This is a genomic window from Parabacteroides sp. AF21-43 (genome assembly GCF_003635435.1).
In the GTDB taxonomy this organism is placed as follows: Bacteria; Bacteroidota; Bacteroidia; order Bacteroidales; family Tannerellaceae; genus Parabacteroides; species Parabacteroides distasonis.
In genome coordinates, this window is sequence record NZ_QTMG01000025.1 from 36,642 (window position 1) to 52,951 (window position 16,310).

Below are 16,310 nucleotides of genomic sequence, written 5' to 3' on the forward strand. Positions count from 1 at the left end.
GTCTGATCACCAACACTGCGCTTTGTCTTTCAACTCGGGTATCTTGTTCTTATCGAATACAGGGCTTTTAATACCCGCTTTCTTTTGGGCTACGTAATCCTGTAATAAGAGGAATGTTTGACGGCTCAACAATGAGATCGCGATCAAATTGCAGATCGTCATAAGTCCCATCGTCACGTCCGCTAGGCTCCAAGCCAAGTCTAAACTAGCCAACGCACCGAACATGACCATTCCACCGACTAATATACGATAAATAAATAAGACACTTCTCTTGGACGTGATAAAACGAATATTCGCTTCTCCGTAATAGTAATTACCGATAATACTACTGAACGCGAACAAAAGGATCGCTAAAGCGACAAACGTACTACCGATGCTACCCACCTCGTTACTCAAAGCTTGTTGCGTGAGCTGGACTCCATTGATGGAGCCGTCTAATGGCGCTCCGCTAAACAAGATGATGAACGCCGTGCAGGTACAGATAATCAGCGTGTCGGTAAATACGCCTAATGCTTGGATCAATCCTTGTTTGACCGGATGGGAGACATGCGCCGTAGCCGCTACGTTCGGTGCCGATCCCATACCGGCCTCATTACTGAATAGACCTCGTTTAATCCCTTGCATCAACGCTGCTCCGACACTGCCGCCTATCGCCTGTTCCCAACCAAAAGCGTTTGACAGAATGGTTTCTATAACAGCGGGTAGGCGGGTAATATTAAACAGTACGATTCCCAACGCCAATGTTATATATCCTAATGCCATGACCGGTACGACAATACTGCTTACTCTCGCGATACGATGAATACCTCCGAATATGACGATTAACGTAAGTACCGTAAGAATCGCCCCGATCCAAGCATGATTGATGCCAAAAGCGCCTTCCCAAGCTGCGCAGATGGTATTGCTTTGTACGGAATTAAAGGCAAAACCAAAGGTTATCGAAATCAATACGGCAAATAATACCCCCATCCATCGTAACCCCAAACCATGTAGCATATAGTAAGCGGGACCGCCAATGAACGAGTCTTTCCCTTTTTCTTTATATAATTGAGCTAACGTAGACTCCACGAATGCGCTGGAAGAACCAAGCAAAGCGATCAGCCACATCCAGAATACGGATCCGGGTCCGCCGATCGCTACGGCTGTCGCTACACCGGCTAGGTTTCCGGTTCCTACACGGCTGGCTAAAGATACGGCGAAGGCTTGGAAAGAGGAGATATGCTTTTCCCCTTTTTCTCCTTTCCCGGCAGAATCGCCTAATAATCGGATCATCTCGCCAATCATGCGGAATTGCACGAACCTACTTTTTATCGTAAACCATACGGCGCATCCCAATAACATGATAATAAGGATGTATGACCATAATATATCGTTGACTCCGTTGATCCAATTATTCAATAGCTCCATGATTTATAATCTGTTGTTTGGTTACAAAGATACGTATCTACGAAGCAAATTCATCGAAATATTATTTTTTTATCATTTTCTTGTAACGTTTTCCAAACGGCTGTCGTCTTATAGTTAGAAACAAATGATAAGCGGGAAAGGCCACCCTGCTATATTCGGAAAAAATACGATAAAAATGAAACGGATGATGATTTGGATCATACTGCTAGGTGGTATGGTACAGGGAGCTTTTGCTCAGAACTTGGAGATAAAGGGAATGGTGCGGGACGCTCGCAACAAAGAAATCTTGGAATTTGCAAATGTGGTATTGCAAACGATGGACTCTTCTTTTGTAGCGGGTACGACTACGGATATGAAGGGGCATTTTTTATTAAATAAGATTAAAAAAGGGAGTTATATTCTATCTGTCTCTAGTCTAGGCTTTAAGACGGAGTATATTTCCTTGGAAGGCTTGTCCAAGAATATTTCTTTGGGAGAAATATCCTTAAATGATGATGCGGTATCCTTAGACGGGGTGACGGTTAGCGCCTCTGCCCAGACGAGCCATGCCGATAAAAAAGTGATCTTCCCATCGGATCGCCAGATGAAGGCTTCGGGAAACGGTATGGATTTGTTGCAGCAGATGATGCTACCGAGAGTGCAGGTGGATTTGTTGAACAGTGAGATCAAGGCCACGGGAAATGGTGTAGTCCAAGTGCGTATCAATGGTGTGAAGGTGGAGCAGGATGAGATCAAGGCTTTGAATCCTTCGGATATCATCCGTATAGAATATCATGATAATCCGGGTTTACGTTATGGCAATGCCGATATCGTGCTGGATTATATCGTTCGCCGTCCGGATACGGGGGGCAGCTTCGGCCTGGATATGGCGCAAGGTATCAATTCTATGTGGGGCGAACATAATGTCCGGGGAAAGATCAATCATAAGAATTCGGAATGGGGTGCTTCTTATCGGATCGGTCCTCGTGATTTTTATGGAATGAAACGGAATAATGAGGAAGAGTTTCATCTAGCGAATGGAACGACCTTGAACCGTGTGGAGATAGGCGAACCTTCGCACGCTCGTTTATTCATGCATAACCTGAATGTGAACTATAGCTATCAAAAGCCGGATAAGTATCTGTTTAACGCTACGTTCCGCTACCGGAATAATCACCAACCGCATTGGGATTATCAAGGGGTCTTGATGAATAAGGCGAATCCGGAGGACAAGGTGGATATGATCGACCTATCGGGATCCGCTTATCAAGCTCCTGCGCTGGATTTATATTACCAACGGGATTTGAAGCATAACCAAACCTTGGTGTTTAACGTGGTAGGGACTTATAACCAAACGAAATCGACCCGTATCTATCAAGAGAGTAAACATGAACAATTGTTGACTGATGTAAATAATGTGGTGGATGGTGATAAATACTCGATTATCGGCGAGGCTATCTATGAGAAGAAATTAACGAATGGTAATCGGTTGAGCGGCGGTTTACGCCATAACCAATCTTTCTCGGATAACAGTTATATCAATGGGCATAACTATAAGACACATATGGAACAGATGGAGAGTTCCGTATATGCGGAATTCAAGGGAAAGGTGAAAAAACTGGATTACTCGTTGGGTGTGACCGTGAATCGATCGTCTTATAGCCAACGGGGTGAGGATGCGGATTATGAACGTTATACGGTGAGTCCCCGGTTGACCTTGTTTTATGCTTTGCCCGGGGAATCTTCCATCCGTTTGAAATCAACGATGGGGAATGTGACTCCTTCTTTGGGTGAGCTGAGCGCTATCGACCAAGTGATCGATTCCTTGCAAATACAGCGGGGTAATCCTAACTTGAAGTCTTATATGAGTTATTATACGGAATTGAATTACGAGTTTCGCAAAGGTCTGTTTTACGTGAATGCCTTGGGCGCTTATGAGTATCAGCCGGACGCTATCATGGACGAGAAATATCTGGAAGGGAATAAGATCATCCAGACTTGGGATAATCAGAAAAACTGGCAACGGGTTATCGCTTCCGTCAACTTGCGGGTCGGTCCGATCAAGGACATCTTGCAATTTTCAGTCAATGGTGGTATGAACCATTATATGAGTAACGGTAATACCTACACGCATCGATATACGAACTGGTGGTGCGATGCGAATGTTTCCGTTACTTGGAAGAATTGGTCACTCATGTATATGTTGATGACGAATTGGAACTGGTTTAAGGGCGAGACGATGAGTGGGGGTGAGAATATCCAAGGAATCCAGCTCGGTTATAGGCATAAAGACTTGATGGTTGGCTTGCGTGTCTTTAATCCGTTTACGGATAACTATAAGCAGGAGACCGAGAACTGGAACCAATACGCCTCTTTCCACCGTTCGAATTACATCAAGGAAAGTTCCCGTTTGTTTGTGGCGACGATTTCCTATAACTTCTCTTTCGGCCGTAAATTTAGCGCTGGTCAGAAGAAAGTGAATAATGCCGATAATGACTCGGGGGTAATGAGTACCGGTAAATAAGGGAATATTTTATATCTTTGAGGGAAAATAAAATGAGATATGAAAGCGATTAATCCGAATGAGATCAAAGACAACTTTATCGAGTTGATTGGTAAGGAGTGGATGCTGGTAAGCGCCGGTGATAAGGAGAAGTTTAATATGATGACTGCCAGTTGGGGCGGCGTGGGAGTGTTATGGAACCGTCCGGTGGTGTTTGCTTTTATTCGTCCGGAGCGTTATACCCGTGAGTTTATCGACGCTAAAAATGAGTTCACGATTACTTTCCTAGGACCGGAGCACCGGAAAGCCCATAGCATTTGTGGCTCTAAATCCGGCCGGGAGATTGATAAAGTGGCCGCTACGGGGTTGACACCGTTCTTTACGGAGGCTGGTAATCCTGTATTCGAGGAAGCTCGCCTTACGTTGGAATGTAAAGTGGTCTATAAGTCCGAGATCGAGGAGGCTAAGTTTTTAGATCCTAGCGTTTTCCCTCGTTGGTATGATGAGAAGAACGGCAATGCGCATATCGTTTACATTGCCGAGATCGTAAATGCTTGGGAGAAGTAATCTCACTCAAGCAGTTCTTTCATCATTTGCTCCGTATGCGTGAGGAAATATTTAGTGAGCTGGTAATGCTCTGTTTCCTCATACGGGGTGATGTGTGCTCCGGTATCATCGATGGCATAAATGTCCGCGTTCGGATAAGCCATCAAGATCGGGGAGTGCGTGGAGATAATCAGTTGGCAACCGTTATTCACCAGTTCATGGATACGCACCAAAAGGGCCAGCTGCCGTTGTGGGGAGAGTGCGGCTTCCGGCTCGTCTAATATAAATAATGTATTGCGGCTGGCATAATTCAGGAAAGCGCTGAGAAAGCTCTCGCCGTGCGATTGCTCCAATAAACTCCTGCCACCGTAAGCTTTATAGGCGTAGATCTTGCTGTACTTACGTAATTCCAGTTGGGCTTGCCTATCCAATTCGGCCGCATGGTTAAAAAAGGATTCTGCCCGGAAGAAGAAATGCTTTTCCGGTTTTCGGGTCTCGATCAGCTTAATATGCTCGGGTAAGACATTGGCGTAAATCTTGTAGGCCTCGGTTCCGTCATAGAGCATACCCGGTTCTTCCTCATCCCTCTCCTCATATTTACTCATCATCGCTTCCAGCAGGGTGGATTTTCCCGCCCCGTTCTCTCCCACGAGGAAAGTAACCGGCTTGCGGAAAATGAATGATTCCGTAAAACGTACCGCCGGAGCTTTATAGGGATACTTTAGCTCCTCGGGATTGCCGGCTACCAAGTCCGGGTCCAGTAATTTTACTTGCTTCAGATAGATCATACAGAATATGTTTTGTTACAAACATAGTGAAAATATCAATGGAATGAAAGATAATATCGTAATCGTTGTTGTTCGTGCTCCGGAAACTCTTCCAATAGGGATAAATCCTCCCAACCTTGTAATTTCCCTTTTTTCCGGATCATTTTTTCGATGATCCTAGCTTGTTTATAACTGACATATGGGTGACTGGCCAGTTCTTTAGCTGACAGTTGGTTGACAAATAGATGACTAATAACTGACGGGTCCACGGAAAACCACGATTTCATCGCTTCATAGCGTTCCTCGTCAATACCATATACTTCTCCTAGTTGTTCCACGGAATAAAAGCCTCCTAGTAAGTCCCTGTATTTAATGATCCGCTTGGCAAAAACGCTACCAATTCCCGGAACCATTTTAAGGGCGGTGGTATCAGCCGAGTTTAATTCGACAACCGTTCCTTGCGGCCATTTTTCTGCTTGGGGATAAGAGGGAAAATGGGGCTTTGATTCCTTTCGGATGCGTTTGGATTTCCATTCGGAAGGGATTTTAGTTTCGTTCGAATGGGATTCTTTTTCTTTCCGAATGGAATTTGAAGGTGTTTTATTCGAATAGATCCGTGAGGAATCTTGTTTGATTCCGGTGTTTACCAATGGAACTGTTTGAAATTGGGAACGGTAGAAATCCGTCCCGATAATTGCGATCCATGCCATCGCTATTAAGGAAAGGAGTAGGGTAAGAGCCTGCCTTTCCCCCTTGGAGAAATAAAGTAAATCACGCCATTTCATAGTCTTATGTTTTGATTTGTGGAACTTCCACCGACAAAGGTAGAAGTTCCGTTTCTATTGACAAGGAATTCTCGGTATTATTTACCGGTAATCCATTTCAAGATCCCTAATTCGTTCAAGAATACGATACCGATGGCGATTGGGGCCACGTATTTCATAAAGAATACGTAAGCGCCGAAAAGACGGAACTTAAGAGTCCCCTCATTGGTCAACTCGGCTTTCAATACTTTTTTATCGACACGTGTACCTACGAAAATACAAGTGAGCATACCTCCCAGCGGTAGCATGATCTTGGCGGTCAGGTAATCCAGTGCGTCGAAAAAGGCCAAGCCTCCAATCGTGAATCCTTTCATCACCCCGAATGAGAGAGAACTGAAAATTCCTAAGAAAAATACCCCTAAGGAAACGATTAAAGCCGCTTTCTTGCGTGTCATGTGGAACTCCTCAAGAACGTAGGCCGTAGCTACCTCATGTAAAGAGATCGTGGAAGTCAGTGCCGCCATCGCTAGCAAGATATAAAAAATACAGGACCACAAGCCACTCAGCGGTAATTGTCCAAATACGTTCGGCAACGTGATAAACACGAGTTCCGCACCAGCGGAAGGGGTGATGCCGAAACTGAATACCGCCGGGAATATCATGATACCGGCCAATACGGCGACAAGCGTATTAATGATTGTCACCTGCCAAGCGGTGGCCTGCATATTCGTATCTTTCCCGAAGTAAGAGGAGTAAGTGATCAAGCAGCCCATACCCAAACTCAAAGAGAAGAAAGCCTGTCCTAGTGCGCTCAAGACCACTGAGGAAGTCAATTTGCTAAAGTCTGGCTTGAAAAGGAAAAGCAATCCGGCCTCAGCGTTCGGTAAGGTCACGGAACGTACGCACATGATCAGCAAGATCAAGAATAAAAGCGGCATCATGATCTTAGAGGCCCGTTCGATACCTTTTTCTACACCCGAGACAATCACGAAGTGAGTCAACCCGATAAAAGCGCCCATCCAAAAGATCGGACGGAAGACATTGGAAGCGAAATCCTGAAAATCGGCCGTATAGTCTATATCCGGCTGTCCATACAAACGGCCACTTAGCGTTTGCCAAACATATTCAAGCGTCCAACCGGAGACGACCGAGTAATAACTTAAGATCAAAAATGCGGCCAAGATACCGTTGTACCCAATCCAGCACCATTTTGTACCGGGAGCCATTTTCTTGAAAGAACCCACCGTATTGCTGCGGGAATGCCGGCCGATGAAAAACTCGGTTATCATTACCGGAATGCCCAAGAATATCATGAAAAGTATGTAGACCAGTAGGAAGGCCGCACCTCCGTTCGCTCCCAGCATATACGGGAAGCGCCATACGCTTCCCAATCCGACGGCGCATCCTACGGTAGCTAGTACTACGCCCAATTTACTACCGAATGTGACTCGATTGTTTGCCATATTATTTATTGTTGCTTTTATGCTTTTAATTGTTACCTATTTTCTTATTTTCGGGAGCAAAAGTAATAATTTGAATTAATTTGTTCGTGTAAAGTATAAATAATTTAGTGAAAGGAGTATGAAACGAGGACGTAAGAAAAAGTTAGCAATCTCATTGATGGATTATATGGGAAAACGAAGAGACATGAAACGGCAGTTAAAGAAAGAAGGGACAGCTGAGTTGTATGAGGTGGCCGTAAGGCATTTTTTAAGATTCGTGAAGAACCCGGGGTTCTGTTTGGCCGATTTGAATCGTGCGTTGGTGATAGATTTCATCACGTATCTTCAGGGAAAAGGATTAGCTACTAATACGGTAAATACGTATATCAGTAGTTTGCGGGCGCTTTATAATATGGCTTGCCAAGAGGCGTTGATTCCTGCGTCATATTATCCGTTTGAGAATTTGAAACTCCGGCGTGCGATGACGGCGAGGCGTGCGATTCCCGCATCTTTGTTCCAGCAAATCGCTCAGATCAAGGTGGTGGATGACCCGCAAGTGGAATTATCGATAGATCTTTCCTTATTCAGTTTTATGGCTTGCGGGATGCCTTTTGTGGATATAGCGTACTTGACGAGGCAGAATATCCGGGGGAATGAGTTGGTATATCACCGTCATAAGACAGGACGTATGATCCGGTTGGAGATAACCAGTAGTATGTTGCAATTGATCCGGAAATACGCGGATCGGCAGCGAGCGACCGGATCGTCGTATTTGTTCCCGATTCTTCCGCCCGGGAATCCGGACCATTTGAGGTATAAGCGTAGCTTGGCTCGGCATAATGCCCGGCTGAAACGGATTGGGCAAACTTTACGGTTACCGAATCCGTTTACGTCGTATGTTGTTCGCCATAGCTGGGCATCAGAAGCTTTACGTTGCGATATGCCGATGGCCTTGATCAGCCAGGCGTTGGGGCACTCGTCGGAGAAAACGACTCGTTTTTATCTGGAAGAATTGGATATATCACGTTTGGCTCATGCGAACATGAAGGTGATAGGCTCTGTAAATCGGATTTTAGAGAAAAGGATGGATGGTTTGTGAACTTATTTATGGAATAAGGAGTTTTAGCGTTAAAATAGTAACTTCCTCCCTATTAGTTCACAAAAATACATAATAAATATTTTATTATCACAACTTTTCTGCATTAAAATTGTCAAGTTCTTTTCACCAAATAAGGAATTTAGGGGAAGCTATGTCTTTAAAATGAACCATATTCACCTTTATTGATTCACTCTCTCAACTAAAGAGGAATTTCTATACTCTACAAATTCCTCCTGAATATCAAAAACAAATAATACAATAAGCTCGTTTGGATAGGCCTATATGTAAGCCATTGATTGGTAGCTGTATAGAAACACCATAATATTTATTGGATTTCATGTACGTGTTTTCCAAAAAACATGTACGTCTTTTCAGGAAAACATGTACATGTTTTTCTGAAACGTTCCGTGTGGTTTATTGATATACTATATAAACGACAATAAGATGTTGTTTAACGCTTATTCTCCTCTAACGTTTTTGAAACGCTAAACCTTATTCCATAAATAAGTCCACGGGCCATTCTTGCCGTTAGTTGATTTTAGGAAGTTGGGTCTTGAGGGGCAGAAGGGTGAGAAGATATAAGATTAACAACCATAATGAATAAGAAAGAATGAAGAAGACGATTTTCATGCTATTCTTGTTGTCAGTCCCGTTTCTTTCGAGAGCGCAGGGGGTGCCGGTCGAAGGGAAAGGCTCCATGATTGGGATCAAGAGTAATATTCCTTATTGGGCTACTGCCACGTTTAATTTGGGGGCTGAAGTTTATCTCGCCCGTCATTGGACACTTGAGTTGGAGGCAGGCTTGAATCCGTTCAGCGGCAAGAACGATGATGGGAGTTATGGCCGCTCACTGAAGCATTTGCGTCTGCACCCGGAGTTGAGGTATTGGTTTTGCGAGACGTTTAACGGCCATTTCCTCGGCGTGCATACTCCGTACCTATTATATAATGTAACCGATATCAAATGGCTGGGTACAGAGGGCGAGCGTCACCAGGGATGGGGCGCGGGAGCCGGTATCAGTTATGGATACTCGTGGCTGCTGTCTCGCCATTGGAACTTGGAGGCCACGGTGGGCGTGGGCTATCTGTACTTGAAGTCGGACAAGTATCCCTGCGCAAATTGCGGCCGCAAGCAAGAAGGGATCAAGAAGCATTACTTCGGGCCTACGCAGGCGGCGATCAATCTCATTTACCAATTTTAAATCGATGGAGGACTGAAAAATGAAGAATCTACAAGGATGGATGATACTTGGGATCGCATGTTTGGCCGGTTGTGTGGGTACTACGATTCCCGTACAGGCGCAGCAGACGGCTACCGCCATCGTCGTGAAGGAGCGGTTGGTGGAGCATGTGGGCGATCGCTTGATAATTGATATGAAACTAGCGTTGGACGAGTTGTCGCTATCGGCCAACCGGAGTTTGGTCTGTACGCCGCTGATCGAGCGGGGCGATAGCGTAAGGGCTTTGCCTCCCGTGATTGTGAACGGGCGTAACCGCCAGATCCAGTACGACCGGTCCGGGCGCGACGCGGCGGCGAACGGGGAGTTTGTCTTACGCCGTTACAATGGGAAGGAGCAGACGTTCGATTACCATGCCTCCATTCCTTTCGCCAAGTGGATGGAGCGTTCGGAGGTGTCGCTGGTAGTCGATTTTTGCGGTTGCGGCTGGGAGGCGTTGAGTAATGACAAGTCGCCGCTTTTCCCGATCCGAATCGCGGAGCCTGTGGTATTGCGGCCGCTTTTGGCCTACGTCACGCCGGAGGCGGAACGTGTGAAAGAGCGTGTGAAGGAAGGAAGCGCCTTCCTCGACTTCCCGGTAAACCGCACGGAGATATATCCCGAGTATCGCGACAATCCCTCGGAGTTACGCAAGATCCTCGAGACCGTGTCATCGGTGAAGGAGGATCCTTACGCTACCATCACGGAGGTATATATCAAGGGTTTCGCGTCGCCGGAAGGTACCTATAAGCATAACACTTATTTGGCCGAGCATCGCGCCAAGGCGTTGATCGAATATGTGAAGGGTCTTTACCACTTCGAGCAGGCCCGTTTCACGGTGGATTTCGAGCCGGAGGACTGGGCCGGATTGGAGAAACGGGTGGAGAACTCCTCGCTTGCGGACAAGGAGGAGCTGCTGGCCATCATCCGTGCGGACGAACCGAAGGATTACGACCGCCGCGAGGCGAAGCTGAAGGCGTTGAACGGGGGGGCCTCGTATCGGGTGCTCTTGCGCGATATTTATCCAGCCTTGCGCCATTCGGATTACGCGGTGCGCTACACGATCCGTTCGTTTACGGTAGAAGAGGCCCGTGAGTTGATCTATTCGGACCCTAGGCAGTTGAGTCTAAACGAGATGTTCCGGGTGGCGCAGACGATGGAACCGGGTAGCGACGCTTACCGCGAGGTGTTCGAGATTGCCGTGCGCATGTATCCGGACGATCCGGTATCGAACCTGAACGCCGCCCTTACGGCGATCGACGCGGGTCGCCTGGAATCGGCCCACCGTTATCTGGCGAAGACTTCCGATTCCGCGGAGCGTACCTTGGCGGAGGCGGCCATCGCCATGCTGGAGAACCGCTTGGACGAGGCGGAGGCTCTGCTGGGTAAGTTGTCCGACGATCCTTCCGTAGCCTCGCAGGTTGAGGAGAACTTGAGGCAGATCGCCGCGAAGCGGGAGGAACTGGCTGATTGATGACGAGAGTCGTGATCGTAGGATGATAATAATGAGTGTCAAATATAAAAACGGATGAGAAACATGAAAAAGAATTATTTATTAAGTGCGGCTGCCGCTTTCTTGCTGGCGGTTACGGGTTGCTCCGATGATATCGAAAACGGAGGCAATTCCGGTGGTGAGGGCGATAGCGGCAAAGTCTATATGACAGTGAACGTCTCCACGGTGTCGAAGGGGGCATTGACGAAGGCGGGAGGAACTCCTTCTAATCCTAATAACGATGGTGCCGGCTGGGGCGAGGACGGCAACGGTTTCTTGGAAGAGTTCGATGGCGCTAATGAGGGTAAGGTGTATGATGTTAATATCTTCTTGGTGAAATATGACGGTAATACATTTGACTCTAACCCCTTGGACTTCTTTAATGATGACGTAAATAAAAGTTTAGAGATTGCCGGACAGGGTTGGTATGAATCTAAGACCGGTGTTGATCCGAGTGGAGGTGGCGAGCCTAATCATGACAGTGCCGGAAAAGTGACGATGAAGGTGACGATGAATGAGGAGCTGACAACAGAAGGACATACGTATCAAGTCTTTACAGTAGTTAATGCCGGAAATAGAATAGAGGGTATTACTACTTTGGGTGACTTACGAGACAGAGTAACTTTAAAGGATTTATGGACTGGCACTAATCAGGTTTCGAAAGCGGATCACTTCATTATGTCTACGCACAAGATGAAAGGCGTAGATGGCATAGGGAATTCGCTTGTTCGCATTTCCGTGGAAAATACAGATGAGACGAAACCGGCGACAACAACCGTATTCGTGGAGCGTATGGCCGCACGTATCGACTTGGGATATGCTGCTGTATTAGAGACAGATAAAATACTCGAAAGCTCTCCGGTAAAGAATAAAGGCTCATTCAAATTGACGGGTTACAAGGTCGTGAACCAATGGAAGGGTAACTGCTACGTGTTTAAGCAGGTCTCTCCTAAAGCGACAAAGAACTTTGGCGAAGGGTCAAGTTTAACGGATGCGATGGTTGGAAGTTATACTAAAAGTGGTAATGACTTTAAATATTTGGGTGATGAAGTATGGTCTATGACGGTGCTAAATAATGCGGATGGCTCTTATAATTATGTGCTGGATCCGTCGATCAACCGAAAAAAGGTACCTATGAATGAAGGCGATGATCCTTGGACTCAATTCGAGGACTCTTATATCAACTATTTTAATCCGGAAAACAAAGACTTAAATAGGGTTGAGAATATGGCTAAGATTCCTGATGCTAATACTGAAGCTTTTTATAAAGGATTGAATGATAGAATATATTACCCCGTCGTGTACACCAAGGAGAACACGTTGGATCGTGAGGCGCAAGTAAATGGTTATTCTACCGGCGTTATTTTCGAGTCTGAGTTTATGCCAGATGGTGATAATTTTAAAGTCAGTTTCTATAATAAAGATGCGGGTTCTATTGAGTCTGTTCCTTTAGATAACAATAAAACATTCCTTTTGGCAGTCCATAAGAACGGTGAGGGTGCGACTGTCCGTTCTGTCTATAAAGATCTTCCGTCTGTTGCCGCTTGCGCATTTAATTTGGAAGAGGGTTCGAATCCTAATTTATTGAAAGGCTTAATGAATGGCTGGGATGGGATAACATTACCGAATTTTGCTGATGTACAAAAGGCGATTAATTCCATGTCTGATCAGAACGGATTTGAGATCGCGTTTAAGAAATATCTTAGTGACATGATTAAGGGCGAAACAAACTGGAAGGAAGAGCTAACAATGCGCCTATGCTATACTGAATTTAGAAAGAAACAAAATGAGAATGGCGGTGGTCATCTCCCTGATACCTACACTGATCCGAATGATTTCACCCCGGATCAGATCGGTAATTTGTACCAATTCTACAACGTTTCCTTATACAAAGGCGGAAAGAGCTATTACAAGTTCTGGATCCGTCATAACGATAACGGGAACGATGGTATGATGGGCGTGATGGAGTTCTGTATCGTGCGTAACAACGTGTACCAATTGTACGTGACGGGTGTGCGTGGCTTAGGTGACCCGCTGCCTTACACGCCGGGTAAGGATACGCCGGACAAACCGGATGAGACGGATGATGTTACCATCGACGTCACCATCTACGTGAAAGATTGGGTGAAACGCACGAACAAAGACATCATTATTTAACCCTACCCCTCCGGGGGATTCCTACGATGGGCATTGTAAGCTCCTTACGATGCCCATCCAAGCCACCTTACGATGCCCATCATAAGAACCTTATAATGGGCATCATGGTTTACCTCCATCCCCGGTAGTACGGGCGGAGGATTACTGTGTATCTTAATAAAATGATTATGAACCGTTTATTTCATACCTGCAAACAGTTGATTGGCGTAGCTGCCTTGTCCGTGGGGCTATACGCTTGCGATTGGATACACGACGACTCGCTGCCGCTTTGCGAGTTCCGGCTGTATTTCAAGTACGACTATAATATGAAATTCGCCGACGCTTTCCAGCATGAGGTAGACTTCGTTACGCTCTTCTTCTGCGACCAAGAAGGGAACTTCCTCTTCCAGCGGCGGATCGAGAAGAGCGAGCTGGACGAGCGGAACTCCATCGCCCTCGACATGGAGCCGGGTACCTATCAGGTAGTCACTTGGGCCGGGCTGGACAAGGGCAGTTACGCATGGAACGATCCCGCCGAGGCGTCGCGGGCTGTCGAGAGGGCGCAAGACGTCAAGGTACGTACCTTGCGTGAGGACGATACGACACAACCCAACGAGCTGCACCCGCTTTGGCATAGCCTCGATACCTTCACCGTGACGCGCGACATGCCCGAGGAGAAGGTGATCAGCCTCGCCAAGAATACCAACAAGCTACGTGTCGTGCTGCAAAACGTGATGGGGGAGGACATGGACGTGAATAACTTCTCCTTCCGGATCGTGGCCGACAACGGGTATATGGATTACGACAATTCCCTGCTGCAAGATCCCACCATCCACTACCTGCCTTATTATACGGAGAACGTGGAGCTGGGAGCCGACCCGACCCCCGGCGCTACCGTGGGCGGGCAATACGTGGCCGTGGCCGAGATGAACACCATGCGCCTGATGGCGGGCCGCAACTACCGCCTCATCATCCGTCACCACGGATGGGAGAAGGATGTGCTGAACGTGAACCTCAACGATTACCTCCTTCTCACCAAGATGGAGGGGCACCGTATCTCCCCGCAGGAGTATCTGGACCGGCAGGATGAGTACTCGATCATCTTCTTCCTTACGCCGAAGGTATGCCCCGATTGCCCGGATAAGCCTACGCCTCCGGATCCGCCGGGACCTGACAATCCTGACAACCCGGATAATCCCGATGGGCCTGATCCGGAAGACCCTACGATCGTGGGGTACGCCTGCTTCAAGATACAGGTGAAAGACTGGGTGATCCGTATCAACGATGGTATATTGTAAACTGAGATTTATTAAATAGCGCGAATGATGAGACGTTATACCCTATATAACCAATTGATGGCGGTCGCCGCCGGTCTTTGCCTCTGCTGGCTCTGCGTAGCCTGCGGCGAAGACCGGCGGGGCGATCTCCCCGACGACGACCCGAACAGTTGTGTCGTGACCATCACCCTGCGGACTTCCCGCTCGGCACGACCGCCGCAAACGAAAGCCGGCGAGACAATTACTTGGGAAGATGATGATGAATACGAGCGAGACATCACGGACTGGCTGGTGGTGGCGTATGATGATGAGAACGCTGAATTGGCCGGATATACATCTAGAGAGGGTACGTGGACGCCGGATGTCAATGATCCTGATGATTCTCATACGGAGGTAGAGATGAGGTTACCCCTCGGCAAATACTCTTTTTATGCGTTCGCCAATTTGCAGTCGCTGGAAGATGGTACATCGTTGTATCAAAAAATTACCGGGGCACATTCCTTGGCGGAACTGTCGGAGGTGAAGATATTGGACTCGGGAACGAGTATCGATACAAGGAATGAGGAGAAAAAGGGTAAATTCGGAGGCGAGGAAGCGTCTCGAAAGCGCATCCCCATGAGCAGCTACGCCCAGGAGTATACGCTGAAACCCGCTCCGGCAGAGAACAAATTCGAGATTCCCTTGATCCGCATGATCGGCAAGGTACAAGTGAAGATAACTAACAACTTAGACAAACCTATAACCGTAAAACAATTGGACATCATGAACCTCCGCAAGGGAAGCCTGCCGATCTGGCTCTTGCCTTGGGGAAATAACAAGTATTTGGAGACTGCCGGAGAAGGTGGTGCGGAGCGACTGCCCCGAATCTTCCGACTGGAGAGACGGTAGAGGAAACGGATTTATTTAAAGAGGAGATCATCCCTTCCGAAGCGAATCAAGAGGTACCTGCGAAGATCAAGGACGGTGCGGAAGGCCACAACATAAAGACTTATACCCGCTACATCCCCGAAGGCAATGCGGGGGCGAGAGAGATCCTGCTGGGTGTCGATATCGAAGGCCGTCCTCGCACGGAGCATACCACGAGCTTCGGTTTCGTGCGCCGCAACGACCTGCTGATTATCCCGGTCTTGATAACCAACATCACGACAAAATTGGAAGTAGCCGAGCAACGCCTCCCCATCGGAGTCTACCCGACCGCCTTGGTCTATGGTGAGAAGACGGGCGTGCAGATCCTGACACCTGTAGAACACACCCTGCAAGCCGCCGGCGACTTGTCGATCCGTTTCGAGATATCCGGCATAGATGGCGTGACAGGAGATTTCTCCATCAAGGGCTATGAGGAAAAGGAGGGGGGAAATGTCGCGACAGAGAAGTACAGTTCCGTCAGCTGGAAGAATGCCGATGCGAATAAACCGCTAATCACGGCCATAAACGTAGACAGAACGAGCTTTGAGACGGATGCGGAATTGGATATTCCCGAAACTGCGCTTACGCCGGGTACGGGACAAGGCGGTCTGAAGAAAGCCGGCTCTTTCACGATCCGTACCCAAGAACTGGGCGGAGAAGCGGATGCCACGGTCGTCCTCACACTCGTGATAAAATACGGCGAGAACATGGAGCAAGAGATGCAAATCCCTTACACCATTCAAATAAGAAACTACGAAAAACAACAACAACCATAA

11 protein-coding genes and 1 pseudogene are annotated in these 16,310 nt (G+C 47.3%); 8 read left to right on the plus strand and 4 right to left on the minus strand.

From position 1 onward, the window contains the following. Window positions 1–6: 6 nt before the first annotated feature. A complete protein-coding gene (locus tag DWX84_RS16015) occupies window positions 7–1,407 on the minus strand; it encodes a sodium:alanine symporter family protein (RefSeq protein WP_057327057.1) in 1,401 nt (466 codons plus the stop codon). Between the two features lie 175 nt (window positions 1,408–1,582). On the opposite strand from DWX84_RS16015, the gene DWX84_RS16020 reads away from it, so the two are divergent. Both DWX84_RS16020 and DWX84_RS16025 read left to right on the plus strand, forming a co-directional pair. Continuing rightward, window positions 1,583–3,910 carry a TonB-dependent receptor gene (locus DWX84_RS16020; RefSeq protein ID WP_048927201.1) on the plus strand — a complete coding sequence of 776 codons (2,328 nt, stop codon included), beginning with the start codon at window positions 1,583–1,585 and terminating at the stop codon, window positions 3,908–3,910. A gap of 39 nt (window positions 3,911–3,949) precedes the next feature. Further along, window positions 3,950–4,456 (plus strand): flavin reductase family protein, encoded by a 507-nt coding sequence (locus DWX84_RS16025; protein ID WP_008778870.1) that lies wholly within the window; start codon window positions 3,950–3,952, stop codon window positions 4,454–4,456. 2 nt (window positions 4,457–4,458) lie between these two features. Here DWX84_RS16025 and DWX84_RS16030 read toward each other — a convergent pair whose 3' ends face one another. The 3 genes from DWX84_RS16030 to DWX84_RS16040 all read right to left on the minus strand — a co-directional run bounded on the left by DWX84_RS16030 (window position 4,459) and on the right by DWX84_RS16040 (window position 7,429). Further along, window positions 4,459–5,223 (minus strand): AAA family ATPase, encoded by a 765-nt coding sequence (locus DWX84_RS16030; protein WP_005863912.1) that lies wholly within the window; start codon window positions 5,221–5,223, stop codon window positions 4,459–4,461. A gap of 35 nt (window positions 5,224–5,258) precedes the next feature. Next, window positions 5,259–5,987, minus strand: coding sequence for a helix-hairpin-helix domain-containing protein (locus tag DWX84_RS16035; protein ID WP_044545995.1), 729 nt, complete (start codon window positions 5,985–5,987; stop codon window positions 5,259–5,261). Window positions 5,988–6,064: 77 nt separating this feature from the next. Then, complete coding sequence (locus tag DWX84_RS16040; protein ID WP_005863916.1) at window positions 6,065–7,429, minus strand: sodium-dependent transporter; 1,365 nt, start codon at window positions 7,427–7,429, stop codon at window positions 6,065–6,067. A 118-nt stretch (window positions 7,430–7,547) separates the two neighbouring features. Between DWX84_RS16040 and DWX84_RS16045 the strand changes: the two genes are divergently transcribed. From DWX84_RS16045 to DWX84_RS22225, 6 genes and pseudogenes are all read left to right on the plus strand, one after another. After that, window positions 7,548–8,507 carry a site-specific integrase gene (locus DWX84_RS16045; protein WP_048926888.1) on the plus strand — a complete coding sequence of 320 codons (960 nt, stop codon included), beginning with the start codon at window positions 7,548–7,550 and terminating at the stop codon, window positions 8,505–8,507. 610 nt (window positions 8,508–9,117) lie between these two features. Next, complete coding sequence (locus DWX84_RS16050; protein WP_048926887.1) at window positions 9,118–9,708, plus strand: DUF3575 domain-containing protein; 591 nt, start codon at window positions 9,118–9,120, stop codon at window positions 9,706–9,708. 19 nt (window positions 9,709–9,727) lie between these two features. Next, complete coding sequence (locus tag DWX84_RS16055; protein WP_081024258.1) at window positions 9,728–11,197, plus strand: DUF3868 domain-containing protein; 1,470 nt, start codon at window positions 9,728–9,730, stop codon at window positions 11,195–11,197. Window positions 11,198–11,260: 63 nt separating this feature from the next. Then, window positions 11,261–13,372 carry an Mfa1 family fimbria major subunit gene (locus DWX84_RS16060; RefSeq protein ID WP_048926886.1) on the plus strand — a complete coding sequence of 704 codons (2,112 nt, stop codon included), beginning with the start codon at window positions 11,261–11,263 and terminating at the stop codon, window positions 13,370–13,372. Window positions 13,373–13,539: 167 nt separating this feature from the next. Continuing rightward, a complete protein-coding gene (locus tag DWX84_RS16065) occupies window positions 13,540–14,649 on the plus strand; it encodes a FimB/Mfa2 family fimbrial subunit (RefSeq protein ID WP_048926885.1) in 1,110 nt (369 codons plus the stop codon). A 24-nt stretch (window positions 14,650–14,673) separates the two neighbouring features. Continuing rightward, a pseudogene (locus tag DWX84_RS22225) lies at window positions 14,674–16,310 on the plus strand (hypothetical protein).